We start from the raw sequence: 26,201 nt of genomic DNA on the forward strand, positions 1-26,201 counted from the left end.
CCCCGGCGGCAAGGAGCTTGCGGACCTGTGCCGGCCGACACCCTGGACACTACAAGACTGCAGATCCTGCGGCACCCAGTACCCATTGAACAAGTCAGGACCTTGCTCGATCAATGACTCGTCATTGTTGTGTCCGCCCGGCCTGGCGAGGTCATCCCTCATCGAAGGGAGACACCACCAGCATGAGCAACAACGCGCAGACGACGCAAGCAGTGATCGTCATCGGAGGCATCGACGCGCACGCCGACACTCATCATGTCGTCGCGCTCGATACGACCGGGAAGGTACTCGGCGACCACCCTTTTCCCGCTTCATCACGCGGATATCGTGACGCGCTGGACTGGTTGGCAAAGTTCGGGTTGATTGACAAGATCGGCGTCGAATCCACCGGTTCGTATGCTGCCGGCATCACACGGTTCCTCCTCGAATCAGGTGTCGATGTCGTGGAAGTCAACCAGCCCCACCCCCACCTGAGAGCGCGCCGGGGCAAAGACGATTCGATCGACGCTGAAGCAGCCGCGCGCAAAGCGCTCTCGGGGCAGGCCACCGCGATCCCGAAGGTCACCACGGGTGTTGTCGAGTCGATCCGTGTGCTGCGCTTAGCCCGGGAATCCGCGGTTCGTTCCCGCACGAGAACGATCGTCCAACTGCGCAGTCTTCTAGTTACAGCACCTGCGCAGCTGCGGGAGCAGCTCACGGAACGGTCCGCAGCCGTGCTCGTGGCACGATGCGCGGGCTTGCGGCCTGATCTGGATCGTCTTGATGACCCGCTTCAAGCCACCAAGCGTGCACTGCGCGCCATGGCCCGGAGGATCCAGATGCTCGATGAGGAGATCAACGAGACCGACGCCTCACTCAAACAGCTTGTCGAGCGCACCGCGCCGACGCTGACGTCCAAGCTCGCGATCGGGCCAGGGCACGCCGCGCAGCTGTTGATCACCGCCGGGCAGAACATTGAGCGGCTCCACTCCGAGGCCGCATTCGCCAGACTCTGCGGCGTCGCACCGATCCCGGTCTCCTCCGGCAAGACGCACCGCATGCGCCTGCACCGAGGCGGTGATCGTCAAGCCAACGCCGCGCTCCACATGATCGCGGTCTGCCGGATGCGCTACCACCAGCCCACCATCGACTACGTCAAGCGACGTCTCGCTGAAGGACTGTCGAAGAAGGACGTGCTCCGATGCCTCAAACGCTTCATTGCCCGGGAGGTCTACCACGACCTGAAAACCGACCTTGGACTCACTTGACGTCTATAGGACCGTCGGTGTAGCCGCAAGCGATTTCCGCGGCGGTTTCGGTGGTGTATTCCCTTGGTCCGATTCGGGTCACGGGTGGTGTCCTGCGTCGTTCCTTGCAGGCATCAATCTTTCAATGCATCAATTCGAGAATCGCCTCTATGTCGCCAATGGTTGTCTTTGGGTTCAAGATGGCGAGCCGATAGCAGGGCTTTCCGGCATGCTGGGTCGGCGTTACGAATGCGACCTGATCGTTGAGCAGCCGTTCGCTCAGCGACGTGTAGTCGGATGCGGTCCAGCCGCGCCGTTCGAATAGCAGCACCGAAAGGTCCGGTTCGACCAATAGGTTCAGATCTGGATTGGCGCGAATGAGTTCAGCTCCTTGCCGAGCTGTGCGAAGCGTCTGCTCGACGGCTGCCTGGTATGCACCGACACCGTGCGCTGCGAGCGAGAACCACAACGGGATCCCGCGCGCCCGCCGTGTCAGATGCATGCCGAGGTCCGAGGGGTTCATCTCCTCAGCGTCGGCCAGGGGGTCAAGATAGCTTGCGTTCTGAGTGTGCGCGGCGCGACCCTGTGCACCGTCGCGATAGACGATCGCGCAGGAGTCATAGGGTCCAAACAGCCACTTGTGCGGATCGATAATCAAAGAGTCGGCACGATCGATGCCCCTGTAAAGGTCACGCTTTTCTGTCGCGAGGAGCCCCGCTCCGCCGTACGCCCCGTCGACATGCAACCACAATCGACCTTCCTCTGCCACGTCAGCGATCCCTTGGAGGTCGTCCACTGTGCCTGCATTTGTCGAACCTGCCGTTGCGACGATGGCGAACACGCCTGCCCGCGCTTCCGAGCCCATTGAATCCAATGTGGCGCGCAGCAACTTTCCAGTGAGGCGACCACGGTCATCGGCCGGGACCACGACAACCTCCACGCCCATAACGGATTCAAGCAGGTACCGGACCGATGAATGTGTGCCCTCACCGATGCAAACCTTCGCATTGCCCCTTGTAACCCCACTATCGCTCGAGAGCGCACGGTGACGCGCCGCGACAAGCGCTGAAAGGTTGCCGCTGGTGCCGCCCGACATGAACGTTCCACCTGCTGAGGCTGGAAATCCCGCCAGATCCGCAATCCAGCGTATGACCTGGTTCTCAGCGCAGATCGCGCCTGCACCTTCCAACCAGGCCCCTGCATAGATGCTTGCGGTTCCAACAACGCCGTCAAACGCGGCGGCATATATCGATGGGCTATTGGGCATGAACGCGAGAAATCGCGGGTGGTCCGCGGTTAGGCAGGCCGGCTCGATGACATCGGTCCAAAGTTCAATTGCACGTTCAGCGCCGATGCCTTCACGGGTGATTGTGTGTTCCAGGCTTTGCTTCAAATCAGCTGCTCCGGGAGCACTTCCGATGGAAGGGGGCTCCGCAAGCCGCCGCCGCGACAACTCCCCGAGCGCCCGGACAACAGCGTCACTTTCCGGGGTGTATTCATGCATCAACGTCGCCGGGGTGCTAATCGGCTCATCGTTCGGGAACACGATGGAGGGCCCTTGGGCCCTCGAGTCATCGTCGGCCGGCAGAACCAGTCCGATCCCGCTCGTTTTCTCAGTGTCTTTTTCCAAGGGATTCTTCCTTTCGTCCACAGCTGGCACTCGCACTCGTGGCATTCACCCGGTCTAGCGTTTCTGCCACGGCCGTCGCTGCAGTGGGATGGGCATCGGATGATGCGTTCCACTTATAGCACTCGCGCAGGAAAGAGGGCGGTGGGCTCATTTGCCTCTGCGTCCTTCCAAAAATCTGCGGCGAGGCGAACGTGGCCTTCCAGCACCGAAGGTCCTCGGGATCGTTCATCACCACCCGATGGTATTCCGTCTCACGGAAGTTGGATTTCCAGTTTTCGACAATTCGACTGTATAGTTGCTTCATGAACCGTGTCAAGGGTGACTGCTTAACGTTCCCCGCCGTTCATTGCCGCGCGCTCTCGCCGGGGTTCCACTGCCTTTCCAACGAGAGCGGCGACCGACTTTCCTGCCGCCCACCGCCGCGCTTCCTGACGTCCATCTCTATTCGAGGAGTCCACTTTGAGCCACTGGGAAATCGGCAAGATACTCATCGAAGGCGGGCCGTCAGCCGCTGACTCGCGCCCTGATCGCAGTGGTCGAGAACACCAAGTAAACCGTCGCTGCGGTAGCGGCCTTGGTAGACTCCAGGGCCTTTACCCCGATGCAGTCACGCTCTGGACCCCAAACCCCAATTGACGGCCCCTAGCCAGAGTCCTGCACGGTCCCCGGGTCAAACCCGAGCTTTCGAGTTCACAGATATGAAGACGATCCCCTCAGAACCTGAAGCATGTTCCGTTCGCCCATTGACTCACACAGCGTCTGCGCCACTCCATCGAAAACGAGGCGGCAACCCAGACGAATCCGGCCAGCGTAAAGAGACTTAAACCAGACAGGAGAGGGATCAGAAGTGCGAACGCAAAAGGCCCGTCCGACTGCCCCACAGGGTTTGCTGGCCCAGAATTATGTGCTGAATATCGCCCGCAAGTTTTGGGCAGCATACACGGAATACGCATGGCACTACCTTGGCATGATCACCGAGCAGCACGACGCCTCTACCTCGCCCTGCAACAGTGAGGTATGCCAAATCCACGAACAGGATTGGACTACCGTGTAGCGGCCGACCGCATACCCGACAGCTCTGGCAGAGAACGGCATCTTCACCACTGCCAAAAGGACTGAACCACAATCGAAAGGACTCTGGCCATGACCGAGACACTTCACAGCATTCCGCTGACCATGATCGGTGGACAGCAAGCCAACTTCGGCGACTTCAAAGGAAAGACGGTGCTAGTGGTCAACGTGGCATCGGAATGCGGACTGACCCCGCAGTATGAGGCGCTCGAGGCACTCTACCGGAGATATTCGGATAAGGATTTCGTCATCTTGGGTGTGCCGAGCAACCAATTTATGGGACAGGAGCCGGGCAATGCCGAGGACATTCAAGAGTTCTGCAGCATCAACTACGGCGTGACCTTCCCGCTGGCCGAGAAGGCCGATGTCAACGGCGCGGACCGGCACCCGCTGTACGCGGCGCTCACCAAATTTCGCAGCGGCGAGCTGGCCGAGAACGTCACCTGGAACTTTGAAAAATTCCTGGTCAGCGCCGAGGGCAAGGTTGTCCAGCGCTTCGCCCCGCAGGTCACCCCGGATTCTCACGAGGTTGGCGCTGCAATTGAGGCTGAACTGAACTAGTTCCCCTGGCTACCGACAGGCCTTGCACCCGGTGCGAACGCCCGCCTTGGCAAAGCCCTATTGCGCCCAAAAAAGGACCGCCGTTGGTAACTGATACAAGGAAGGGCCAGCATAAAAGCATGAGGCTGGTTAAGGTAGTAGCCAGTCAGAGTGCATCTGGGAAGAAGAATCAAACAGTCCTGCAGGAGGATTGCTTTCCGCATGCTTTGCTCACGCAGGCTTCGGACAGACCCTCCGAAAAGTACAGCCGAACGCTGGCCCGCTCGATATAGGTGCGTGGAGCTATGAAATTGAGAACTGGGTCTGCTGTTACGAGGGCCTTTGGGAGCTTCTCCCGCTGGTGACTGATGACTGGCCGTGGGACGTGTTGAAGTAGGACGAGTTGCCATGTTCGAACTGCCTCCATGCACTGAGCGTAAGCTCAGTGCATGGAGGCACGTTTAGTTGATGAGCGTGACACGCTTGGGGAATCCACGACCACCGATTTTCGCGTTTTCCTAATTCCATGACGCCGTGCGCCGGCACCCCCACTTGTGTGAGGGTGGTCGGGCGGTGCAGCTATCCGACGCCCAGGTAGGCTTCCTTAATCGCAGGATTGGCCAGCAACTCCTTGCCCGTTCCACTGTGGGTAATGGAACCGGTCTCCAGGACGAAAGCCCGGTGTGCCCGTGCCAACGCTTGGTTTGCATTCTGCTCCACCAGAAGCACCGTGGTCCCCTGGGCATTGATTTCAGAGATGATCTTGAAGATCTGCCGGATGAACTGCGGTGCAAGGCCCATGGAAGGCTCATCCAGCAACAACAGTTTGGGGTTGGACATCAACGCACGGCCAATGGCCAGCATCTGCTGTTCACCGCCGCTCATGGTGCCGCCAAACTGTTTGACGCGTTCCTTCAACCTGGGAAAGAGGTCGAAGACGCGCTCCAGGTCCTTAGAGACCTCGCTGCGGTCCTTTCTCCCATAGGAGCCCATGTTGAGGTTTTCCAGCACCGTCATGCCGGGAAAGATGCCACGGCCTTCGGGCGCCTGGGAGATACCTTGGACCACCCGGATGTGGGCCTTCATTTTGGTGATGTCCACACCAGCGAAGGTGATGGAGCCCGACGAAGGATTCAACAGCCCGGAGATGGTCCTCATGGTTGTGGTCTTACCCGCACCGTTTGCCCCGATGAGGGAGACGATCTCGCCCTCGTCCACCGTGAACGACATGTCATGGATGGCCCGGATCCGGCCGTAGTGGACCGAGACATTCTTAAGCTCAAGCAACGTCATCTTCAGGCTCCCCGAGGTAGGCGGAAATAACTTTGGGATCGTCACGGATGACCTTGGGTTCGGCGTCGGCGATTTTCTTTCCGAACTCCAGGACAACGATCCGATCCGTAACGCCCATCACCAGCTTCATGTCGTGCTCAATCAGCAGAACTGTGTAGCCATCATCACGGATGGTCCGGATCAAGGCCATGAGCTCTTCTTTTTCTGCAGGGTTGAAGCCGGCAGCCGGCTCATCCAGGCACAGCACCTTTGGATCCGTGGCAAGGGCCCTGGCGATTTCCAACCGACGCTGGAATCCGTAGGGAAGGTGTCGGGAAAGGAAGTGGGCGTGATCCGCGATGCCTACGAATTCAAGCAGCGCCATTCCACGCTCAATGGCCGTCTTTTCTTCCCTGATATGGGTTGGGAGACGCAACAGCGCCCCGCCCACGCTGGTGCGGTGCCGGGCATCCAGGCCCACCACCACATTCTCCAAGGCCGTCATTTCTCCGAAGAGCCGGATGTTCTGGAAGGTACGTGCCAGGCCGTTCCTCGTGATCTTGTGCTGCGGAAGTCCCTTCAGGGACTTGTCCTCCAGCAACACCTCACCTGATGTCGGCTTGTAAACGCCCGTCATGGCATTGAAGCATGTTGTCTTTCCGGCACCATTCGGACCGATCAACCCCAGGATTTCACCGCGGTTGATATCGAACGTCACGTTGTCCAAGGCAACCAAGCCACCGAACTTGATGGTCAGGTTTTGTACCTGAACCACGGGTTCGCCGATTTTGGCCGAAGTATCGCGCTCGGGGGCTACTTTCTCCGCGACGTCAAGATCCACACCCTGGTCTTTGAGTGCTTCCACATCAATTTCGATCGCTTCACTCATCGCTTGACCCCTTTACTGATTCAGTGGCCAGTTTCCTGCCACTTGGTTTGGGTCCGGCGATGTTCTTGACCTTGTTGTAAGCCAAACGGCCATACGCCAGCAGACTCTGACGCGCCGGAAGAATACCACCGGGCCGGAAAATCATGATGATCACCAAGGCAGCACCGAAAATCAAATACTTGAACTCGGCGATCGCCGTGAAACGCAGCGGAATGTAAGCAACCAAGGCACCACCAAGGATGGCACCCACTTTGTTGCCCGTTCCACCCATGACCACGGCGGCCAGGAACAGGATGGACGTGGCAATGTCGAATTTCTGGTTGTTCACAAAGCCCACCTGCCCGGCAAACAGCGCCCCAGAGAGACCACCAACGGACGCGCCAATCGCGAAGGCCCACACCTTGTACTTGAAGGTGGGAACGCCCATGATTTCCGCGGCGTCCTCATCCTCGCGGATCGCGATCCAAGCCCGTCCCACACGGCTGCGCTCCAAATTGCCGGCCGCCAGCAGCACAATGATGATGATGGTCAGGGTGAGCCAGTACCAAGGCGTTCCGTTGGAGTTCAGGAAGATGGGCTGCCCCTCGGAATCCGTCCCGGGAGGATGGCCCACATTCTGGAAACCAACCTGGCCTTTCATGGCAGGAATGATGGTGGCCAGGATGCGAACGATTTCACCGAAGCCGAGAGTAACGATGGCCAGGTAGTCACCGCGAAGACGCAGCGTGGGAACACCAAGCATGACGCCGAAGAACATGGTGATGGACATGGCTAGGGGCAACGTCCACAAGTAAGGGATGTGCAGGTACGGCGAATCGGGGCTGGTGAACATCGCAGCCGTATACGAACCCACTGCGAAGAAGGCCACATAGCCGAGGTCCAGGAGGCCTGCATAACCAACCACTACGTTCAAGCCAACAGCAACCAACGCATAAACCGCCATTTGCGCAAGCGCGATTTGCCAGTTGTTGCCCGGTTCGGTGGTGATGAAGGGAGGGTTGATGATGGGGAGCAGGTAGGCAATGACCACGACGACGATAAGGAACAACCATTGGGTCTGTCTGGGAAGGGCACTCCACTTGTCACCAACGCCGTTGAACCAACCCTTGCGTGGCTTGCCCTTGGCCTCTCGGTCTGCGATCGCCTGCTGTGCGGACTCGTCCGGAATAAGTGTGGGGCCATCTGTAGTACTCATGCCTTGCTCTTTCCGAGCGAGCTACCCAAGATTCCTTCAGGTCTGACGATCAGGACCAGCACCAGGACCACGAAGGCCACGACGTCGGTCCACTGCGAGCTTCCCAGCAGAACCTGGCCGTAGTTGCCAATGAGGCCAATCAACAGTCCGCCGAGCAATGCTCCACGGACGTTGCCGATGCCACCAAGAACAGCTGCGGCGAACGCCTTGACGCCCAGAATGAAGCCGCCGCTGTACTGGACGCCGGAGGGGATCTTCATGACGTAGAACAAGGCAGCTGCGCCGGCAAGGATGCCGCCGATGACGAAGGTGGTAACAATGATTTTTTCTTTGTTGACACCCATCAAGGTGGCGGTGTCCGGGTCCTGGGCGACTGCCCGGATGCCACGGCCGGTGCGTGAGCGCCGGATGAATTGGTCCGTGGCGATCATCAGAATCACCGCAGCGACAATGACGACCAGCTGCTGGGAATCGATGATTGTTCCGAAAACGTCAAAGATCGGCGTGGGCCGAAACATCGTGAGTGCAGCCTCCGGAGAGGGCCCCCGCCACCAGTAGATGGTGTACTGGATTGCGAAAGAGACACCGATGGCGGTGATGAGGAATGCCAGGCGGGGCGCTTTGCGCCGTCGCAACGGCTTATAGGCCACGCGTTCCACAATGACCGCCATGAGGGCGGAAGCCACCACGGCGACGACGAGCGCAAGGATGAGGTTTCCCACGATGGCCCAGAAAGCCAGCCTGGGCGCCGAGGGGCCGAAGTTGAGGGCGCTGAGCGTGAAGAACACGCCATAGCAACCCACAATAAAGACTTCCGAGTGGGCAAAGTTGATGAGGTTAAGTACGCCGTAAACCAGCGTGTACCCGAGGGCCACCAGTGCGTAAATTGCCCCGAAGGTCAATCCATCAAAGGTGGAACTCCAAAAGTTTTGGGTAAAGGAATTTACGTCGAAGGTGATCCACGTGTCATCCACGGGAACCGAGTGGAGCAGGGTGGGAATTACTTCACTGATCATGGAACTTTCCTGATGTAATCAGAGAAATGCTGGGGGTCGGCATGGATGCTAACCCCCAGCATTCATCTGGGCTCGGTGTTATTTTCCGATGACGCCGACGGGAACGATCTTGCCGTTCTCAACTTTGTAGCCGTAGACATCAGGCGTTGCCAGCTCGCCGGTGCTGTCCCACTTGTAGTGCTTGGACAGGCCGTCTGCATCGTAGGACTTCACCCAGGAAAGGAGGTCGGCCCTGGTCTGCTTGCCCTTGTCGATACCGGAGAGCAGTACCGTCGCGGCGTCGTAACCCTCGATGGAGTAGGCTCCGGGCTCAGCGTTGGCCAGCTTCTTGTACTCGGACTCGAAGCTCGGGATCAGCTCGCCGGGGATGCAGGGGCAGGTGAAGTACGAGTTGGACGATGCATCGCCAGCCTGCTTGATGAACTGGTCATCCTTCACGCCATCGGGACCCACGAAGGCACCGGTGAAGCCCTTGGCAACCAGCTGCTGATCGAAGGGAGCGCCTTCTGCGTAGTAGCCGGCGTAGTAGACCGAGTCTGCCTTGGCGTTCATGATCTTGGAAATCACGGCCGAGAAGTCCTTCTGGCCCGTGATGACCTTGTCGGACCCCACCATCGCGGAACCAAGGGCTTGGGACGTGGTGGTTCCCAAACCGATTCCGTAGTCGGAGTCGTCCTGGACGAGGTAGACCTTCTTGGCTTCGAGCTTGTCCGTGAGGAACTTTGCTGCCGCAGGACCCTGGACGGCGTCATTGCCGAGCGCGCGGTAGAAAGTGGTCCAACCGTTCTTGGTCAGGCCGGGGTTGGTTGCGGAGGGCGTGATGTGAACCAGGCCCTTCTGCTCGAAGATGTTTCCCGTGGCCTTGGATTCGCCAGAGAACGGCAGACCAACCACACCGATGATGTCCGGCTCGGAAACGATCTGCGTCACAGGGCCTGTGGCCTTGTTCGGGTCACCTTCAGTATCGAACTTCTTGAACTGCACCTGGCATCCGGGGTTGGCCTCGTTGTGCTGGTTGATGGCCAATTGAATACCGTTGAAGACGTTAATACCGAGCTGGGCGTTGGGGCCCGTCTCGGCACCCGCGTAGGCAAGGGTGGTGGTGGCCGGGCAGGTTGCTTTTCCATCTCCGGCAGGAAGGACGGCGACCGAGGGAACGTCCACTTTGGAGATGGCGTGAACGTCAACCTTGCCTCCGGCTGACGAGGGCCCGTTTGTGCTTGGTCCTGCTTGATTGGCGCAGGAGGACAGCAGCAGGCTGAGTGCAGCCGCTGTGGCAAACGAGGTGAAGACTTTCTTTCGGTACATAAACTTCCCTCTTGAAACTAGTCATGGGCGTTGGGAGGGGTGCCGCGCAGAGGCACGGCACCGTGAGCTCCAGCATGGCAGCGGGCGGGGGCTGCTTTTTGTCTTGGAGTGATCAGTTGTTGTGCCTAAGCGAAGTTGAGGTGCATGGGCGACGGTATTGACGGCGGTTTCGAGCCCTGCACGGAAAATCAACAAAGGAGCACTGAAACCCAAAGGTCACTGCCGTCTTCGGCCTAGCGTTGTTCAAGAATCGCCGAAATCTACTTAATCAATGGATTGATCGACTCGCTCGACCCAGCTACTCGCAGTCCGGCACACTGCTGGCCCTGGACGCTGAAGGCAGCGGTGCCTTCACAGGAGTGTTCGTTCGAGTTCTGGCGTCACGTGGTTTCGCCATGGCGGCCCACTCCAGGACCCGGATCCTGGTTGCGTGCCAAGCCTCGAATCCAGTACCAGCCCCTCGTCACCACTTATATACAGAACTGAAGCGGAGTAACCCATGGAACCCTATGACGCCCTGCTGGCCTCGATTACCCCGAAGTCCGGCGAAACCCGGACCATAACTGACCCGGCCACTGGAACCGCTATCGGCGAAGCACCCATTCACACCCTTGAGGACCTCGAGCAGGCCATCAACGCCGCCCAGGCAGCACAGCCGGCATGGGACGGCCTTGGCCACGAGGCCCGGAGCGCCGTGCTGCTCAAAGCGGCCGACGCCATCGAGCGCTCCGCCGCAGAACTCGCCCATCTGCTCTCCCGCGAACAGGGGAAGCCACTGAACGGCCTGAACGCCCGTTTCGAAGTCGGTGGCTGCGTCGCCTGGCTCCGCGCGGCCGCCACCACACCCCTGGAAGCCCAGACCCTGGTGGACGACGGCGAAACGTATGCCGAACTGCACTACAAGCCCATCGGCGTCGTGGGTGCCATCGGACCCTGGAACTGGCCCATGATGATCACCATCTGGCAGATCGCGCCCGCCCTGCGGATGGGCAACGCCGTCGTGGTCAAGCCCTCTGAGTACACGCCGCTGTCTGTCCTGGCCTTGGTTAAAGTCCTCAACGAGGAAATCCCCGAAGGCCTCCTCACCGTCGTCTCCGGGGACCGCACGGTCGGAGCCCGCCTGGCCGAGCACCCCGCCGTCGGCAAGATCATGTTCACCGGCTCAACCGCTACCGGCAAAGCCATTATCAAGTCCTCCGCGGACACGGTCAAACGCCTCACTTTGGAACTGGGCGGCAATGACGCCGGCATCGTCCTGCCCGACGCCGACCCCAAAGCCATCGCGCAGGACCTCTTCTGGGGCGCGTTCCTCAACACCGGCCAGACCTGCTCTGCCCTCAAGCGACTCTATGTCCACACCGACATCTACGACGCGGTCTGCGAAGAACTCACGAAGGTTGCCGTGGCCGCGCCCATGGGCAACGGCCTGGACGAGAACAATGTCCTGGGCCCGCTGCAGAACAAGGCACAGTACGACATCGTAGCCAACCTTGTGGAGGCGGCCAGGGCTTCCGGAGCCCGCATCCTTCTCGGAGGCAACCCCGACGCCGGCCAGCCTGGCTACTTCTACCCCACCACGCTGGTGGCGGACATCGAGAACGACAACCCGCTCGTGGCAGAGGAACAGTTCGGCCCGGCCTTGCCTATCATCCGCTACAGCACGGTGGACGACGCCGTGGAGAAGGCAAACGCGCTCGACGTCGGACTCGGCGCTTCCGTCTGGTCCTCCAACCGTGACGCCGCCCGGGAAGTCGCGGCACGCATCCAAGCCGGCACCGTGTGGATCAACAAGCACGGCGCGGTGGACCCACGGATTCCGTTCGGCGGCGCCAAACAATCCGGCTACGGCCTCGAGTTCGGCATCGAAGGCCTCAAAGCCCTCGGCACCCCCCAAGTCATCAACGGCTAACCTGGCGTGCCCCAGCGCACGCCCGCTGGCCCGGCCCGAAAGCTGGCGCTGGGCCAGCAGGCGTGCGTCTTGCCATCCTGGACGACCTCATGCAGTTCATTGCCACACCAGAGCAAACCCCAAGTCCGATCGGCTGATCGAGGACTACCTGCTCGAGGTGCTGATCGATACCGACGAGTGGGCCCACCGCGATGCTGCTGACAGTGGATCGCTATCGTTGAAGTGCTGCGCTGACGGCAGCGATTCGGGCGGCAGGTGAAGGTGTCCGACCGGGGCAACCCTGCGTATCAGAGGTCGACTCCGATTCTATTGACGGGCGGGCGTAGGTATGGCTGGCTCAGCTCCGGGCGTTCGGCGTCAGGTCGGGTTTGACCTTGCGGGCCCGTACGGTGCTGCCGGTGGCGGCGAGCCAGCATCCGGCCATCATCAGCGGGAAACCGATCAACAGGCCGAACGTCAGCGGCTCGCCGAGAATGAGAGTGCCCAGCACGATCGCAACGACGGGGTTGACATACGTGAACAGCGGCGCCCGCACCGGGCCCACTCGCGCGATCAGCGCAAAGAAGGTGATGAACGCCAGCGCCGTGCAAGGGACGGCCAGTGCGATGAGCGCTAGCGTGTCCTTGAGGGTCGGCACCTGGTGCTGCGTCAGGAACGCGATCGGTGTGTAGAAGATCCCTACCGCGAGGAGCGCGAGGGTGATGGAGCCGAGCGAGGGCACGTCGCGCAGCTTGGTCGCGATGAAGAACGGGGCGATCGCGTACAGCAGCGCCACCAGCAGGACTTCACCGACGGCGATGGAACCATTCCCCCCGTCGACTGCGAGGCCCGGTCCGGCGACCATCACGAACACGCCGACGAAACCCACGAAGAGTCCGATGCTGCGCGCCGGGCTGAGGGCCGAACGGTCACCGCCGCCGAACGCGATGATCGCCGCAAACAGCGGGACCGTCGCGACGAGCAGACCCGTGAGCCCCGACGGCAGAGTCTGTTCGGCGTGACCGAGGAGCAGGAAGGGCCCCGCCATCTCGATGGCGCCGAACAGCAACACCCAGCCGATCTTCTCGAACGCGGGTCGCAATGCCTTCCGCCGGATGGCGAACGGCAAGAGGAGCAAGCCGCCGAGGAGAGTGCGGCCGGCCACCACCGCAGCCGGAGAGTACGACTCGACGGCAACGCTGATGAAGAGATAGGGGGTGCCCCACAGCACTGCCATCGCAGCGAATAGCAGCCACGCGCGCGTATCGTAGCGTTGCGAGGAGTTCATATGGCAACGCCCTCGGCTTCGCCGTCGCCCCACACATACTCGCGCTGGGTGGCACGCCAGCGCTGTCGATGCAGCAGGAACGGCACCACGACGAGCGCCGCCAGGAGTACACGTGCGGCGGCGATTGCCAGAGGTCCGATGTCCCTCAGTGCGATCTCGATGAAGAGGTAAGGCACTCCCCCAAAGATCGAAACCAGGATAAAGAGCCCCCATGCACTTGCTTTCACGCTACACCCGCCGGGGTGCCAAGAGAGATTGATCCAAACATGCATCCAGTCTAAGGAGAAGGCCAGCGGCAGAGGAAGGCAAATTGTAAAGTTTTCGAGCCAGTGAATATTCAATTGAAAAGTCTAATGCCCAAAATCGATACCTTTAGACCTTGAATGAGGCGGACCAACAAACTGTTGCGGCTGACTAGGAAGACGCACTTCGGATACAGAGAGCTAGCGCGGCACCTAGGGTTGCCTGCCCCCGGTTGCTAGCAGAGTGCGGCGTCTGGAGCGGCACGGGTGATAACCGGCCACAGTGCCCGCCTCGACACCATTGTGGCTGGATACGCGGTTGAGGATCTGATTCACGTTGTTCCCTCATCAGCTTCTTCGCCCTGCTGATGCTCGGCCTGGTCTTCGTCTCCGGCTACACAGTCTGCGCAGCGATCGTCAAAGCCGAAATGTTCCCCACCCGCGTCCGAGCCCTGGGCGTCGGCCTCCCCCACGCACTGGTCGCAGGACTGCACCTTCGGCGGTACTGCAGAACCCGTTGCCCTCGCACTGAAGCAGGCCGGAATGGAGTCCACCTTCTGCTGGTACGTGACCGGCTGCATCGCCCTCACCCTCGTAGCCACCATCATGATCAAAGATCCATCCAAGAACTCAGCCCTCGAAGCAGACCTGCAGCCTACCGAGGCCGAAAAGGCCAACGCAGAGGCAGTCCTCGGCAGTTCGTCCCGGACCGCCTAATAGTCCGAGCGCCCCAAGGAAAAATCAGCGGACGACGGCGGGATCTTCCCGCCGTCGTCCGTTTCATCAACATCCGACCCTTGGCAACAACAGCCCAAAACACTCCCGCCATTCGAACTCAATTGTTTGCCCCAATCGGTCGGGAACACCGCAGTTCAGTGGTGGAAGGCCATGTCACCGCGGTTCTCGAAGGCATATCCTGTCGCGCCGGTGTTGATGATGTCCGGCTCCGCTTGCTGCGTCAGCGAGAACTGGGCAAACACGGCGGATTCCTTGAAATGGGTGGAGCTCTCAGCTTTAGCAAACTGCAGCGGCTGGTAAGGGGCTCATCTAGAGCAGGGAGCCCTTGGATTGGTCGACTGGCGCCTGATCCAGCAAGTCCGTTCGCCGGGCAAAACGATCAGCGCGTTCTCGCCGCGATCCTGAGAGTGCTGAGTGAAAACACCCGGCGTTTCTCAGGAACCACGGACTGGTTGATGGGTCAAGTCCTGGGCCATGGGCCCGGGCCGTCTTGGATCGCCCAGAAGGGTGAACGTGACGATGACCGCCGTCGCGGCTACACTGCAGAACGCCGTCTTCACCCTCCCGGAGGTGTCCCCATCCATCGCGCCGACGCTGCCCTGCTTCGGCGTTCTCTGCGACCGCGCAGGAGCTCGTTCCGACGTGGCGGCGATTGGCGTGACGATAGTCCTTTCGCCACCACGGGGTCATGTCGTCGAGGCCGCGGCTGCCGGACGGGCGACGTCGTGGAGGTTGCGTCCGCGGGTCTCGGGCAGCGAGAGGACCGTGATCGCGCTCACGAGGAGCGAGACTGCGAATTGAAATGCCGAAGAAGGTCGCACCTGAGGCCGCTCCCATGGCCTGATTGAGGCCGGCTTGGATGAAAGCCGCAGTGCCGCCGAATGCCGCAACGCAGATCGAGTACGGCACGGCGACGCCGACATTGCGGATTGCGGTCGGGAAGATCTCAGCGAAGACTGCCGGGATGATTGAGGCAACGGCGGCGATAAAGAACGTCACGATCGTCATGCCTACGACGAGGTGCAAGCCTGTGTTGTCGATGAGGCTGATGGCCGGGAAGTGCGCGGCCGCGGCCCCTAGGAAGCCGATTGCGAGGACGGGCTTGCGGCCGATCTTGTCCGAGACCCAGCCCCAGAAGGGGAGGAAGAACAGGAACAAGAGGTTCGCGACCGTGCCGGCCCACAGGGCTTCGGACAGGTTGAGCTTGTGGGCGTTGATGGCCATCGACGGCGCGGAGACGTTCCATGTGTAGAACGCGATCGTGAGGCCGAGGGTCAGGCCGATGACCTGGAGGGCCTCGCGCCAGTGCTGGGCGACCGAGGTCCACAGGCTGGTCTTCAGAGTGGCCTCCTTAGTCTTGTTTTCCTCGAATGCCTCGCTTTCGGACATGCGCCGTCGCATGATGAGAGTGTAGATGCCGAGAACCGCCCCCACCGCGAACGGGACGCGCCAGCCGAAGGACGCCATAGCCTCGGCATTGATGAAGCTAGAGAGGATCGCGCCCAGAACCGTCGCGAACACGATGCCGGCCGTCGCCGAGACGTAGATCGTAGAGCTCCAGAAACCACGGGACGGGGCCGGCACAACCTCGGCGATGTACGTCTGGGCCGTCGGGAACTCACCGCCGTGGGCAAGGCCCTGCAGGAGACGAGTGCCCACGAGGACGAACGAGGCCCAGCCACCTATTGTCGCGTAGCCAGGGCTGACCGAGATGATGAGCGATCCAAGCGACGCGAGGCTGATCGAGAGCATCATCGAGTTCTTGCGGCCCATCCTGTCGCCCATCCAGCCAAAGAGCCATCCTCAAGGCCGTGGTCGACATGGGCCTCGTTGAATTCCGCTGCGAGGTGGCCCAGGACCTTGTAGGATGTCCAATCAGTTGCCAGTGGTACGTGCTGGCGTCGCCTGTGGCTATCCCCGAGGCTGTGGCGTTCCTCGGCGCCCACAGGCACTTCGCTTCTGCGCGGAAGTCACCCGGTAGCGCGAACCTCACGTTCATGCTCTACCTGCAGACGCCGGCCGACATCGCCGAGTTCGAGGCGCGCTTGCTGCGGACCGTGCGCCCGGTCCGTAGTGAGACGGCTGGATCCACGGCCAAGTCCAGGCATCCGCGCCCGTAGAGGGCCTGGTACACGGTTTCGGGCACGACGTGCATTTCCGGCCGCCCGGGGAAGCCTGCGCGCAGCCGGTTGCTGATCTGGCGGCGGCTTCAGCGTTGTTCCAAGTGTTCCCGCACAAACTCCCGCAGCTCTGGGTTGCCGGCGATCTTTCCGTTTCGCTGACGGGTTCTTCTGCGCTCGGCACTCCGTTGGGCAGTCCGTGGACGGTAGTTGCCAGGGGGCTCATGCCGGTTGCGGCGGATCTCTCTGCTTATGGTCGACGGACTCCGTCCGAGCTCCAGTGCAATTGCACGGATGCTGAGCCGCGCATGCAACAGGTCCGCGATCGTGACCCGTTCCGACTCGGAGAGAAACCGCGCGGAAATCACGGCCGGCCGCTGCCGCGAAATCGGAGCGTACTTCCTCGTGTCTCCGGACTTTAGGACGACCGTATGACCGTGCCGCCATCGAGTGCCGGAACTCCGGCTGATTCCAACGATTCGACAAGCCTCAGAATTTCCCATTCCCTGTTTCATCAGCTGATCATCATGAGCACGGGCAGCGTTCTTGGGAGGGGCGCCCCGGGACCTCCTTGGCCTCTTCATCTCTGCCAATTGCAACTCCTAATTCACTCAGGTGTTGCAACGACCGCTAGACGCCAAGCCGTGACAATGGCTCATTTTTCGACCGTCACCGACAAAAGCCGCGCCGGCCCGGCCCGTCAACACCGCGTGGACACGCCCGCCTCTTGGCATACCCAAACAGGCAAAGACGATGCCACTAGCCAGAGGATTTCAGATAAGGCAACGAATCACCCTTCCCGGAGGTATTCCAATGAGACAACAAGGCCCCTACCCAGAGGAAAGGCCATATCAGGACCTCCCGGCCACCATTCGGTCACCGCGCTTTTACGACAGACCAAAAATTGTGATTGCGCTGCAGGTCTAAAGCTTCCACCGCAGAGCTCCGCCTGTACTCGGGGGTGCGCCCTGTAGTCTCCTTGGCTCGGGGAAGTTGACTGGCCCCAAACCGTCCCATGCCCCGAAAATGATCCAGAACCACTGGGCGATGGGAGTTCCCTCGTTCTTAGCCACAGGGAACCCGAGTCTGAAGGCCGCCGTCAACGACAGTGCGAACTCCGGTCCTCTGTAGTGCCAGCGCGGCTCCCAGGCTAGCGTTTGAGCATTGTGGCCCATTGGGTGTCAGTGCTATCACACTGCACCGCGCACCGCCGTCCTGAATCTTGACTGAGATGGGACGGAATTTGTCGCATCGGCATTCCTCCGCCCGGGCGGAGTCGGGAATAGCGCTTAGGACGTAACTGATGTTTTCTCCAGCGAAAGTCTTCAGCTGCAAAGTGGTGGATCGGTCGCCATAGGAGACTGCAGCGACAACCGCTGAACCCACGAACTGCTTGTAATCGAGGGGATGACTTTGTGGCTCTTCCATTCTCTTCTCCTTGTGTCATCGCTGACTTTAGCGGCATGGGCGTAGTAGTGCCTCCGTAGGAACTGCGGCATACCTGTTGCCGTACAAATGCAGTTCTGAAGGGTGCATCACAAGCAGTCACTTGCATCGTCTACCCCGGCACGGGCTGCCCCACGGACCCAGGATTCTGGGGTGGTGCGAAGTATTGCCTCTTCCTGATAGCCAGGAAACGCTGGAGGATCGGTAGAAGGTGGTCTATCACCGACAGACCGATCAACTCACCTCATCAGCGGCGTCTCCCCCTCGCAAACCCAGGGATTGCTAACGGAATGCGAGGCCCTTGGTGGTTGCTCAGAATGGGTAGCGTTCGATATTGGATTGCATCGTGATCCATTGGGTTTCGGTGAACGAGTCGAGATTTGCGTGGACCCCGCCGAAGTGGCCTCCGGAACCCGAGCCTTTGGTTCCCCCGAAGGGATTGGTTGGCTCGTCGGCGATGGTCTGGTCGTTGATGTGGACCATGCCGGACTCGATCCGGTCGGCGAGTTCGAAGGCCGCGAAGGCGTTGCCTGTCAGGATGCCGACGGTTAGTCCGTACTCGCTGTCATTGATCAGCTCGATGGCTTCTTCGATCGTGTCGTAAGTGATGACCGGCGCGACCGGGCCGAAGATTTCCTGCCGGTAGGCCGGACTATCAACGGTCACGTCGGCGAGCACGGTGGGCCGGTAGCAGAGGTCGTCGTATTCGCCGCCCGTGACCAACCGGGCACCGTGCTCGATGCTGGCGGTGACGATCGAGTGCACCTTCTCACGCTGCCGCTCATCGATGAGCGGACCGAGGGCATTATCCGGGTCGGTGGGGTCACCTACCCGGATTTGCGCTGCCTTTCGGGCGAGGGTGCTGACGTACTCGTCGGCGATCGACGAGTGGACGATGTGCCGGCCTGCGGTCATGCAAATCTGGCCTTGGTGGAGGAACGATCCCCAAGCGCCGGCAGAAGCTGCTGCCTCAATGTCAGCGTCCGGCATGACCAGAAGGGCGTTGTTGCCGCCGAGCTCGAGGTGGACCTTTTTCAGTAGCGGAGCCGCTACTGCAGCGATCGCCCGTCCGGCGCCGGTGGAACCGGTGAAGGAGATGCACGGAATGCCGGGGTGGACGACGATGGCTTCGCCGACGTCGGCACCGCCAGGGAGAACGTGCAGGAGGCCCTCGGGCAGTCCCGCTTCGGTCAACAGGTCAGCGAGGGCCAGGCCTCCAGAGATAGGTGTACGGGGGTCTGGCTTGAGAATGACAGCGTTACCGACCGCCAGTGCAGGGGCCACCGATCGGAGCGAGAGGAGGGCGGGGAAGTTGAAGGGGGAGATCACTCCGACCACTCCGACCGGGATTCGCCGGGACATCGACAGCCGAGGCATGGTCGAGCGCAGCAGTTCCCCATAAGGTTGGGAAGCCAACGCGGCACATTCGTTCAACTCGCCGATCAGTGCCGATACCTCGAAGGCCGCTTTCCCGAATCCGGAGCCGGACTCGGGGATCAGCCATTTCCGGATCCGGTCGGGATCTGCTTCGAGCAGTTGAGCGGCTCTGCGCAGGACGGCAGCGCGCGTATCGTACGTGAGCGTGGCCCAGTCCTTCTGGGCGCGTGTGGCCGCCTCAACCGCGGCATCCACGTCCTGAACGGTGGCGGCGCGGACGGTGGTGAGCACTTCCCCAGTGGCAGGGGCGGTCACGACGATCATGTCGCCGTCGCCCACTCCCGCCGGGGTGTTGTTCCAGACGGACCAATCGGTCGTGGTGGGCTCTGCTGTTGTAGTCATGGTCGGGATCCTTTTCTGAGGGAATTGACGCCGTCGAAAATCACTTGAATCGGCAGCGGGTGCCGGTCTGGACCTAAAAAGGTAAGTTCATACGCTAATGTTTCCGAGCCATCCGGCCCCAACAGTCGCTCGCCACTGGCGAGATTGACGCCGGATGTGTGATGCCAAAACGCATGGCTGGGCCGCGGGCGTCCTAGGTCAGTGATTCCGTCGACCCTCTGACCGGCATCAGACTTGGTCACTGAACTACAACTGCGAGGTCTGGGGTGAGAACTCGCTATGGCTGACTGCGGGCACATAGTGAAACCCCTGACGTCAACGCCGTGCGTGTCCCAGCAGCCTGCTGGGACACGCTTGATGGATCTTAGGCGCTGACTGGAGACTCTTTGGAGCCGTCCGCCTCGATGGGCAGGGTGTCTTCGGCGACATTGCGGCCCTTCAAGGCAAGAGTGCCGATGATCGATAGCACGCCGACGGCAGACATATAAATGGCAATGGCTACCCACGAATGCGTGACGTCAAGGAGATACGTGGCCGTGATGGGCGCGAAACCACCGGCGAGCACTGCACCCAATGTGTAACCCAGAGACAGGCCGCTATATCGAATGTAAGCGGGGAAGACACCGGAGAAGAACCCGGGGAGTGTGCCGTAGTTTGCTGCGTGGCACAAGATCAGCGCAATGAATCCGAGCAGCATGAGGAATGGCGTGCCCGTTGACACCAGGGAGAACCAGAGGTACGGCACGAGCATCATAGCGACGGTGCTGAACAAGAAGATCTTCCGTCTGTCGTACCGGTCCGAAAGCCAGCCGAAGAAGATCATCGCCGGGATCGAAACACAAAGGGAGATACTTACCACGGTAAGCATGAGCGTGCGAGACACCCCAACAACGAGCGTGCCGTAGGAGAGCGAAAACACCGTCGCGACATAGAAGGTAACGCCGGAGGACAAATACGCCAGGCACATCAGCACGACGCGCAATGGAAAGCGGCGGAGCACCTCTATAACGGGCCGCTCCGTAAGCTTGCCTTGCTGCTTGACGGTTTCGAATTCCGGACTCTCCTCGATCTTGAGCCGGATGAACAGGCCGACGCCAACGAGCAGGAAGCTGGCGAGGAACGGGACTCGCCAGCCCCAGGAATAGAACGCACTGTCGGGCAGCTGAGAAAGGGCAAGGTAGGCGACGGTGGCCAGCAATAGTCCCCAGCCCACGCCGGTGTTCACGACGGCGCCGAAGAGTCCACGGCGTCGTGGCCCGGCGTGTTCAACCGTCATGAGGATAGCGCCGCCATACTCGCCGCCGAGCGAGAAGCCCTGCACCACACGCAGTGCCACAAGCAAGATTGGCGCCCAGATCCCTACTTGGTCGTAGGTTGGCAACAGGCCAGTACAGAACGTGGCCACGCCCATCAAGATAAGCGTAATCATTAGCATGGACTTACGTCCAAGTCGGTCGCCGAAGTGTCCGAATATCACCGAGCCGATTGGCCGTGCTAGAAATCCCACAGCGAACGTCGACAGGGACAGCATGGTTGCGACGAGGGGATCGAATGATGGAAAGAACAGCTTGTTAAACACCAAAGTTGCTGCCGTGCCGTAGATGTAGAACTCGTACCATTCAATTGAACTGCCGAGCAGGCCGGCTGCAAGCACTATACGCGCCTGCTTGGATCGGGTCGGGGGGGCCACGGGTTGTACCATCTTTTCTACCTCCAGGGGGATACGGTGGGGACTTGGCGAGTATGCAGTTTGCTGCTCGCCCATTGGTAGATTTCCGCTGCAAGGAGAAGCTCGTCGGTTGAGTGCTGCAAACAGACGCGGGATTGCAGTGGCGCATGTCAAGGAACAGTTTTCGGGCGGACGTCACTGGATTGGAACGCAGAACGATCCGCGCGTAGTACTCGATAGGCAACGAAGCGCGTTACTTTTTGATCCGACGGCAGGAGCCGGCGCGAACGCCGTCGGCCTGATCACGGATGCTCCCACGGAATCATCGTCTCTGCAGCGCCTCCCTGGCGGGTCCCTTCTTGAAAAATACAAGAAGAGACCCGCCATGGGAGCTGACCGATGGCTACCATCGGTCGATTTCAGCCGCCCAGACTAGGGCCCCCACCCTAACCTGTGCCCCCCAAGGCCTCACGCCTGAGTCAATTAGGACGTCACAAGTTGAATACTTTGCGCGCCGTCTCGCCCAGGATGTTGCGTTTCGCTTCTTCGTCGAGGAACGGGAGCCCGGCGATTCGGGACGGAACATCGAAATCCCAGTGTGGCCAGTCAGACGAGTACATCAGAGTGTTTTTGGCGTCCATTGCTTTCAGCGTTGACTGCAGAAGGTCATCGTCAGTCGCTTCGAGAGGCTGCGTGGTGTAGTACATCTCTCGCATGTACTCTGACGGTTTCTTGGTCAACAGCGGCGCATCGGACTGGCGCATCAAGTATTCGTGATCAAGTCGTTGCATCATGAATGGGATCCAAGCCAAACCGGACTCGATCCAGATGACCTTGAGCCCGGGGAAACGCTCTGGGATTCCGTTAATGACCCAGTTCGTCAGGTGGGTCATGTTACACGTCACAAAGCTCATAGCGTGAGCTGAGAGGAATTTGTTCATTGTGGACGTCATCGTGTCCGTGTAGTTGGGCCCCGCATGGAAGCCCAGCGGCATATTACGCCTCTCCAGCTCAGCATAGACCGGCATGTACTGATTGTCATGCACGCCCGCGTGCCGCTGACTGGTCACGAGGAAACCGATCACCCCAGGATGATCCGCGTACTGTTCAATTGTCCGCAAGCATGCCTGCGGATCTTCGAAAGGAAGTCCCAACATCGTTTTGATACGGGGGTCCCGCGGCAGAACCTCTGTGGTGAACCAGCGGTTATAGGCCTCAAGGAGTGCGACGCCGATTTCAGGATTGGGGTGCAGGCCGATCTCGAGCATGGGCTGCGGGAAGACAATCTGGATGTCGATGCCCATAGCGTCCATGGCACGACGAACAAGAGTTACGTCGCGTTCAGAGCCCGACGTGGTCCCCTCGGTCTCCTCAGCCAGTTGCGCCTGGTGGGGAATTCGTCCGCTGACATCCTGCATGGTCAATCCGGGCTGATTGTTCCAGAGGGCTAGATTACCCGCTCTTGGCCAGTTCTTCATCATTTGACGCGAAGAGTCCAGAAGCACCGGGCTCTCGAGATACTCTGCAATCTCCGACCATGAATCCTGCTCGACGTGGTGAGCGTCGACGTCAACTATGAAATAGTCATTGAGGTTATGCTTCTCAATGTCTTTCGTCGCATTCGCCAAGATCACGCGAGTATCGGTTTTTACCGTGATCTCCTGAGTCGGGCTGATGCGAACCAACTGCTCGCTGTCCGTAGCTGCCGTGATGCTCATATATTTCTCCTTGTAAAGTTTCCTACGAATCGCTTCTTTGGAACCAAAGCGCAAGTTCGAACGGGGTGAGGTCGTGGGTTCGCAGAACTGCGGTCGCCACGATGACGGCGTCGGTGGGCGAGAACGCGGTATCGTTCAATTCGATCTTCTTACCCAACGTCAACGCCTGAGCCGCATATGCGATCAATTGCGATACGGCTTCGGGATCCGGGGCAGGAAAGTCGATCTGGGAGTCCGGGTCCTGGCCGGCAGCGCGAAGCGACCTTATTAAGGCGATCACGGCGTCCTGTTCTTGCTCTTGCTCTAGGACATCGCTGGAGTTAGAGAGTGACATGAATCCTCCCATCGGTTTCGACGACTTCCAGGGCCCTCAACTTGTACGCTGAGTCGCCAGGATGGATACCATTTGTCACGTCGAATTCGAGGCCGTGCCACGGACACACGATGTGCATGACGTCCTTGTCGAATGACAATCCCTGGCTCATTTTCTGCTCGTTAAGATTCTCGCGAACTCTGTTGATTATGCGGCCCTGGCAGGCCGGCCCGCCCTGATGCGGGCAGATATTCCTGTAGGCATAAACCTGTCCTTTGAAGCGGAAAACCCCGACGGAGACCGACCCGATGTCGACGACGAGGCGGCCCTGTTCAGCGACTTCTTCGGAAGCGGCGATATTGAAAACTGTGGCTGTATCTGGCATGCCAACAGTGTGCTCCCCCCCACAAACAATTGTAAAGCTCAAGATACTCAGGTATAAACATCATTCTATGAATGAAGATAAGATCCAGTCGGCGAACATGACGCCGCGGTTCACCCTCCGGCAGCTGACCTACCTGGTGGAACTCGCAGACGCCGGATCCTTCGCCACGGCCGCCGCTAGGCTCCACTTGTCGCCATCAGCGATGGCCGTCGCGGTGAGCGAGCTAGAGCGCATGCTTGGAGTGCAACTCACCGTGCGCAGGCGGGCGCACGGAGTGACTCTTACTCCCGCGGGCCGCAAGATCGCCGACCAAGCTCAACGAGTTCTACTCGAAGCTGACCGGTTGACTGAGCTACCCGGCGATGGCGTTCAAGTTCGGGGCACCGTACACTTGGGCTGCTACACCACACTGGCGCCGAGCGAGCTGCCGGACCTCCTAAGCGAGTTCGACCGTCGCTTTCCGGAATCGACTGTCCAGTTGATCGAAGCGGGCCAGGATCGTCTAACCCAACTCCTCCTCGCAGGAGAGTTGGATGCCGCCATCATGTACAACCTGGGCCTGGACAAGGGGCTCCGAAGGATCAAGCTCTCACGTAAAGAGATTCACATCCTGTTGCCAGAAACGCACGCACTCGCCAACCGCCAGGAATTGAGCATCAAGGAACTGGCGGACGAACCCATGATATTGCTCGACCTGCCGCCCGCCAGCGAGAACGCCCTGGCTATCTGCAAAGCGGTGGGCGTAACGCCAAAGATTCGGTATCGCGCTATGACTCTCGAGCTGACTCGAGCACTCGTCGGACGTGGCCTTGGCTACGCCCTTTTGGCCCAACGTGCCCCGGGGCGCCTGACAGGAACAGGACGAGCAGTCGCAACATTGAAGCTTTCCGATCCGGCGAAGCCCCTGGATGTTGTACTTGTACTGTCGCCTCTTTTTTCCGTGTCGAACGCGACAAGTGCCTTCATCAAAGTGTGTCGTGAGATGTCGCGAACGTGAGATGCACTGGGGGCTGAGCTTCCACACCCTCATCACCGAGGAATAGTCATTTCACCGACCCACCTCGACCCGAGTAGCTTGACCCGGACCACATCGGAAACCAGCCTCCATCACAGGCCGCGGTATTGAGGCCCCTGGCGATGGGTGGGTCCGGTCAAATGGTGAGTGACGTCAGCCTTCCAATGCTGGAAGTCCATCTATTCGCTCTCCAACTCACGCGATCAGCTCGAAGCGGCGCCTACAGATCAGGTGGACTATTTCGCTGGGAACACCCTAAAAACTACCCCGGAGCGGGCTGCTCAAGATTCAACCGGTCCAGACAACGCTCACCAGGCGGACCCACCGAGGAAGCGGCGAGGCGAGGACGGAGTGGCTCCCCCAGTGAGGATCCGGCGTCTGAGTTCCATCAGGTAGGTGGGCCGGCTGAGGGTGAACCGCGGCGTCGTGTTTGCGGGCTGGGTTTCTATTCATTCATAGAATGATGTTTTTAGCTGAGTATCTTGAGCTTTACAATTGTTTGTGGGGGGGAGCACACTGTTGGCATGCCAGATACAGCCACAGTTTTCAATATCGCCGCTTCCGAAGAAGTCGCTGAACAGGGCCGCCTCATCGTCGACATCGGGTCGGTCTCCGTCGGGGTTTTCCGCTTCAAAGGACAGGTTTATGCCTACAGGAATATCTGCCCGCATCAGGGCGGGCCGGCCTGCCAGGGCCGCATAATCAACAGAGTTCGCGAGAATCTTAACGAGCAGAAAATGAGCCAGGGATTGTCATTCGACAAGGACGTCATGCACATCGTGTGTCCGTGGCACGGCCTCGAATTCGACGTGACAAATGGTATCCATCCTGGCGACTCAGCGTACAAGTTGAGGGCCCTGGAAGTCGTCGAAACCGATGGGAGGATTCATGTCACTCTCTAACTCCAGCGATGTCGTAGAGCAAGAGCAAGAACAGGACGCCGTGATCGCCTTAATAAGGTCGCTTCGCGCTGCCGGCCAGGACCCGGACTCCCAGATCGACTTTCCTGCCCCGGATCCCGAAGCCGTGTCGCAATTGATCGCATATGCGGCTCAGGCGTTGGTGTTGGGTGGGCGGATCGAATTGAACGATACCGCGTTCTCGCCCACCGATGCCGTCATCGTGGCGACCGCAGTTCTGCGAACCCACGACCTCACCCCGTTCGAACTTGCGCTTTGGTTTCAAAGAAGCGATTCGTAGGAGTTACGGATAGCGACCAGATAGTTCGCCGGGCTGCCCTTCCTTGATGAAACTTCGAAACGCCGCAGTGGAAATCTACCGATGGGCGAACAGGAAAACGCCTGCTCGCCATGTCATCCGGCGTCAATCTCGCCAGTGGCGAGCGACTGTTGGGGCCGGATGGCTCGGAAACATTAGCGTATGAACTTACCTTTTTAGGTCCAGACCGGCACCCGCTGCCGATTCAAGTGATTTTCGACGGCGTCAATTCCCT

24 protein-coding genes are annotated in these 26,201 nt (G+C 59.9%); 9 read left to right on the top strand and 15 right to left on the bottom strand.

The annotated features are described in order from the left end of the window. Nucleotides 1-182 precede the first annotated feature (182 nt). Nucleotides 183-1,247, top strand: coding sequence for an IS110 family transposase (locus ACF0H6_RS12590; RefSeq protein WP_395250000.1), 1,065 nt, complete (start codon nt 183-185; stop codon nt 1,245-1,247). Nucleotides 1,248-1,368: 121 nt separating this feature from the next. Here the strand turns inward: ACF0H6_RS12590 and ACF0H6_RS12595 are convergent, their stop codons facing one another. After that, a complete protein-coding gene (locus tag ACF0H6_RS12595; protein WP_395250001.1) occupies nt 1,369-2,619 on the bottom strand; it encodes a pyridoxal phosphate-dependent decarboxylase family protein in 1,251 nt (416 codons plus the stop codon). A 1,084-nt stretch (nt 2,620-3,703) separates the two neighbouring features. On the opposite strand from ACF0H6_RS12595, the gene ACF0H6_RS12600 reads away from it, so the two are divergent. Together ACF0H6_RS12600 and ACF0H6_RS12605 are read left to right on the top strand one after the other, a co-directional pair. After that, nucleotides 3,704-3,910, top strand: coding sequence for a hypothetical protein (locus tag ACF0H6_RS12600; RefSeq protein ID WP_395250002.1), 207 nt, complete (start codon nt 3,704-3,706; stop codon nt 3,908-3,910). 89 nt (nt 3,911-3,999) lie between these two features. Beyond that, nucleotides 4,000-4,488, top strand: coding sequence for a glutathione peroxidase (locus ACF0H6_RS12605; RefSeq protein ID WP_395250003.1), 489 nt, complete (start codon nt 4,000-4,002; stop codon nt 4,486-4,488). 558 nt (nt 4,489-5,046) lie between these two features. Here ACF0H6_RS12605 and ACF0H6_RS12610 read toward each other — a convergent pair. From ACF0H6_RS12610 to ACF0H6_RS12630, 5 genes are all read right to left on the bottom strand, one after another. Next, nucleotides 5,047-5,754 carry an ABC transporter ATP-binding protein gene (locus ACF0H6_RS12610; protein WP_395250166.1) on the bottom strand — a complete coding sequence of 236 codons (708 nt, stop codon included), beginning with the start codon at nt 5,752-5,754 and terminating at the stop codon, nt 5,047-5,049. Continuing rightward, nucleotides 5,747-6,628, bottom strand: a complete 882-nt coding sequence (locus ACF0H6_RS12615; RefSeq protein ID WP_395250004.1) for an ABC transporter ATP-binding protein — start codon at nt 6,626-6,628, stop codon at nt 5,747-5,749. Before ACF0H6_RS12615 ends, ACF0H6_RS12610 begins: the two co-directional genes overlap by 8 nt. Beyond that, nucleotides 6,621-7,823: a branched-chain amino acid ABC transporter permease gene (locus ACF0H6_RS12620; protein WP_395250005.1), complete on the bottom strand. Its 1,203-nt coding sequence runs from the start codon at nt 7,821-7,823 to the stop codon at nt 6,621-6,623. The genes ACF0H6_RS12615 and ACF0H6_RS12620 overlap by 8 nt, the downstream gene beginning before the upstream one ends. Then, nucleotides 7,820-8,839: a branched-chain amino acid ABC transporter permease gene (locus ACF0H6_RS12625; RefSeq protein ID WP_395250006.1), complete on the bottom strand. Its 1,020-nt coding sequence runs from the start codon at nt 8,837-8,839 to the stop codon at nt 7,820-7,822. Before ACF0H6_RS12625 ends, ACF0H6_RS12620 begins: the two co-directional genes overlap by 4 nt. Nucleotides 8,840-8,917: 78 nt before the next feature. Then, entirely contained in the window at nt 8,918-10,147 is a 1,230-nt protein-coding gene (locus ACF0H6_RS12630) for a branched-chain amino acid ABC transporter substrate-binding protein (protein ID WP_395250007.1), read from the bottom strand. A 499-nt stretch (nt 10,148-10,646) separates the two neighbouring features. On the opposite strand from ACF0H6_RS12630, the gene ACF0H6_RS12635 reads away from it, so the two are divergent. After that, on the top strand, nt 10,647-12,056 hold the full coding sequence (locus ACF0H6_RS12635; RefSeq protein WP_395250008.1) for an aldehyde dehydrogenase family protein: 1,410 nt from the start codon (nt 10,647-10,649) through the stop codon (nt 12,054-12,056). 337 nt (nt 12,057-12,393) lie between these two features. Here the strand turns inward: ACF0H6_RS12635 and ACF0H6_RS12640 are convergent, their stop codons facing one another. Further along, nucleotides 12,394-13,323 (bottom strand): DMT family transporter, encoded by a 930-nt coding sequence (locus ACF0H6_RS12640; protein WP_395250009.1) that lies wholly within the window; start codon nt 13,321-13,323, stop codon nt 12,394-12,396. After that, nucleotides 13,320-13,550, bottom strand: a complete 231-nt coding sequence (locus ACF0H6_RS12645; protein ID WP_395250010.1) for a hypothetical protein — start codon at nt 13,548-13,550, stop codon at nt 13,320-13,322. The genes ACF0H6_RS12640 and ACF0H6_RS12645 overlap by 4 nt, the downstream gene beginning before the upstream one ends. A 558-nt stretch (nt 13,551-14,108) precedes the next feature. Between ACF0H6_RS12645 and ACF0H6_RS12650 the strand changes: the two genes are divergently transcribed. Then, nucleotides 14,109-14,282 (top strand): hypothetical protein, encoded by a 174-nt coding sequence (locus ACF0H6_RS12650; RefSeq protein WP_395250011.1) that lies wholly within the window; start codon nt 14,109-14,111, stop codon nt 14,280-14,282. A gap of 330 nt (nt 14,283-14,612) precedes the next feature. On the opposite strand, the gene ACF0H6_RS12655 is transcribed toward ACF0H6_RS12650, so the two are convergent. Further along, complete coding sequence (locus ACF0H6_RS12655; protein ID WP_395250012.1) at nt 14,613-16,088, bottom strand: MFS transporter; 1,476 nt, start codon at nt 16,086-16,088, stop codon at nt 14,613-14,615. Nucleotides 16,089-16,114: 26 nt separating this feature from the next. On the opposite strand from ACF0H6_RS12655, the gene ACF0H6_RS12660 reads away from it, so the two are divergent. Further along, nucleotides 16,115-16,423, top strand: a complete 309-nt coding sequence (locus tag ACF0H6_RS12660; RefSeq protein WP_395250013.1) for a hypothetical protein — start codon at nt 16,115-16,117, stop codon at nt 16,421-16,423. Between the two features lie 89 nt (nt 16,424-16,512). Here ACF0H6_RS12660 and ACF0H6_RS12665 read toward each other — a convergent pair whose 3' ends face one another. The 6 genes from ACF0H6_RS12665 to ACF0H6_RS12690 form a co-directional block, all read right to left on the bottom strand. After that, nucleotides 16,513-17,007: a transposase gene (locus tag ACF0H6_RS12665; protein WP_395250167.1), complete on the bottom strand. Its 495-nt coding sequence runs from the start codon at nt 17,005-17,007 to the stop codon at nt 16,513-16,515. Nucleotides 17,008-18,181: 1,174 nt separating this feature from the next. Beyond that, entirely contained in the window at nt 18,182-19,648 is a 1,467-nt protein-coding gene (locus ACF0H6_RS12670) for an aldehyde dehydrogenase family protein (protein ID WP_395250014.1), read from the bottom strand. A gap of 364 nt (nt 19,649-20,012) precedes the next feature. Next, nucleotides 20,013-21,302 (bottom strand): MFS transporter, encoded by a 1,290-nt coding sequence (locus tag ACF0H6_RS12675; RefSeq protein WP_395250015.1) that lies wholly within the window; start codon nt 21,300-21,302, stop codon nt 20,013-20,015. A gap of 506 nt (nt 21,303-21,808) precedes the next feature. Further along, a complete protein-coding gene (locus tag ACF0H6_RS12680; RefSeq protein ID WP_395250016.1) occupies nt 21,809-23,035 on the bottom strand; it encodes an amidohydrolase family protein in 1,227 nt (408 codons plus the stop codon). Nucleotides 23,036-23,057: 22 nt separating this feature from the next. After that, nucleotides 23,058-23,369, bottom strand: a complete 312-nt coding sequence (locus ACF0H6_RS12685) for a hypothetical protein (RefSeq protein WP_395250017.1) — start codon at nt 23,367-23,369, stop codon at nt 23,058-23,060. Beyond that, complete coding sequence (locus ACF0H6_RS12690; RefSeq protein WP_395250018.1) at nt 23,356-23,733, bottom strand: Rieske (2Fe-2S) protein; 378 nt, start codon at nt 23,731-23,733, stop codon at nt 23,356-23,358. Before ACF0H6_RS12690 ends, ACF0H6_RS12685 begins: the two co-directional genes overlap by 14 nt. 67 nt (nt 23,734-23,800) lie before the next feature. Between ACF0H6_RS12690 and ACF0H6_RS12695 the strand changes: the two genes are divergently transcribed. The 3 genes from ACF0H6_RS12695 (at nt 23,801) to ACF0H6_RS12705 (ending at nt 25,948) form a co-directional block, all read left to right on the top strand. Continuing rightward, entirely contained in the window at nt 23,801-24,730 is a 930-nt protein-coding gene (locus tag ACF0H6_RS12695; protein WP_395250019.1) for a LysR family transcriptional regulator, read from the top strand. 542 nt (nt 24,731-25,272) lie between these two features. Further along, complete coding sequence (locus ACF0H6_RS12700) at nt 25,273-25,650, top strand: Rieske (2Fe-2S) protein (RefSeq protein ID WP_395250020.1); 378 nt, start codon at nt 25,273-25,275, stop codon at nt 25,648-25,650. After that, nucleotides 25,637-25,948, top strand: coding sequence for a hypothetical protein (locus tag ACF0H6_RS12705; protein ID WP_395250021.1), 312 nt, complete (start codon nt 25,637-25,639; stop codon nt 25,946-25,948). The genes ACF0H6_RS12700 and ACF0H6_RS12705 overlap by 14 nt, the downstream gene beginning before the upstream one ends. Nucleotides 25,949-26,201: the final 253 nt, after the last annotated feature.

Origin of the sequence: Arthrobacter sp. NA-172 (assembly GCF_043952055.1) — a bacterium.
Taxonomy (GTDB): domain Bacteria; phylum Actinomycetota; class Actinomycetes; order Actinomycetales; family Micrococcaceae; genus Arthrobacter.

What these genes read in the sequence shown, in the direction of transcription:
- ACF0H6_RS12705 (WP_395250021.1), top strand. Translation starts at nt 25,637, where the DNA reads ATGTCACTCTCTAACTCCAGCGATGTCGTAGAGCAAGAGCAAGAACAG.
- ACF0H6_RS12670 (WP_395250014.1), bottom strand. Translation starts at nt 19,648, where the DNA reads ATGACTACAACAGCAGAGCCCACCACGACCGATTGGTCCGTCTGGAAC.
- ACF0H6_RS12655 (WP_395250012.1), bottom strand. Translation starts at nt 16,088, where the DNA reads ATGGGCGACAGGATGGGCCGCAAGAACTCGATGATGCTCTCGATCAGC.
- ACF0H6_RS12640 (WP_395250009.1), bottom strand. Translation starts at nt 13,323, where the DNA reads ATGAACTCCTCGCAACGCTACGATACGCGCGCGTGGCTGCTATTCGCT.
- ACF0H6_RS12605 (WP_395250003.1), top strand. Translation starts at nt 4,000, where the DNA reads ATGACCGAGACACTTCACAGCATTCCGCTGACCATGATCGGTGGACAG.
- ACF0H6_RS12665 (WP_395250167.1), bottom strand. Translation starts at nt 17,007, where the DNA reads ATGAAGAGGCCAAGGAGGTCCCGGGGCGCCCCTCCCAAGAACGCTGCC.
- ACF0H6_RS12695 (WP_395250019.1), top strand. Translation starts at nt 23,801, where the DNA reads ATGAATGAAGATAAGATCCAGTCGGCGAACATGACGCCGCGGTTCACC.
- ACF0H6_RS12635 (WP_395250008.1), top strand. Translation starts at nt 10,647, where the DNA reads ATGGAACCCTATGACGCCCTGCTGGCCTCGATTACCCCGAAGTCCGGC.
- ACF0H6_RS12590 (WP_395250000.1), top strand. Translation starts at nt 183, where the DNA reads ATGAGCAACAACGCGCAGACGACGCAAGCAGTGATCGTCATCGGAGGC.
- ACF0H6_RS12700 (WP_395250020.1), top strand. Translation starts at nt 25,273, where the DNA reads ATGCCAGATACAGCCACAGTTTTCAATATCGCCGCTTCCGAAGAAGTC.
- ACF0H6_RS12685 (WP_395250017.1), bottom strand. Translation starts at nt 23,369, where the DNA reads ATGTCACTCTCTAACTCCAGCGATGTCCTAGAGCAAGAGCAAGAACAG.
- ACF0H6_RS12650 (WP_395250011.1), top strand. Translation starts at nt 14,109, where the DNA reads ATGGAGTCCACCTTCTGCTGGTACGTGACCGGCTGCATCGCCCTCACC.
- ACF0H6_RS12620 (WP_395250005.1), bottom strand. Translation starts at nt 7,823, where the DNA reads ATGAGTACTACAGATGGCCCCACACTTATTCCGGACGAGTCCGCACAG.
- ACF0H6_RS12690 (WP_395250018.1), bottom strand. Translation starts at nt 23,733, where the DNA reads ATGCCAGATACAGCCACAGTTTTCAATATCGCCGCTTCCGAAGAAGTC.
- ACF0H6_RS12625 (WP_395250006.1), bottom strand. Translation starts at nt 8,839, where the DNA reads ATGATCAGTGAAGTAATTCCCACCCTGCTCCACTCGGTTCCCGTGGAT.
- ACF0H6_RS12680 (WP_395250016.1), bottom strand. Translation starts at nt 23,035, where the DNA reads ATGAGCATCACGGCAGCTACGGACAGCGAGCAGTTGGTTCGCATCAGC.
- ACF0H6_RS12615 (WP_395250004.1), bottom strand. Translation starts at nt 6,628, where the DNA reads ATGAGTGAAGCGATCGAAATTGATGTGGAAGCACTCAAAGACCAGGGT.
- ACF0H6_RS12630 (WP_395250007.1), bottom strand. Translation starts at nt 10,147, where the DNA reads ATGTACCGAAAGAAAGTCTTCACCTCGTTTGCCACAGCGGCTGCACTC.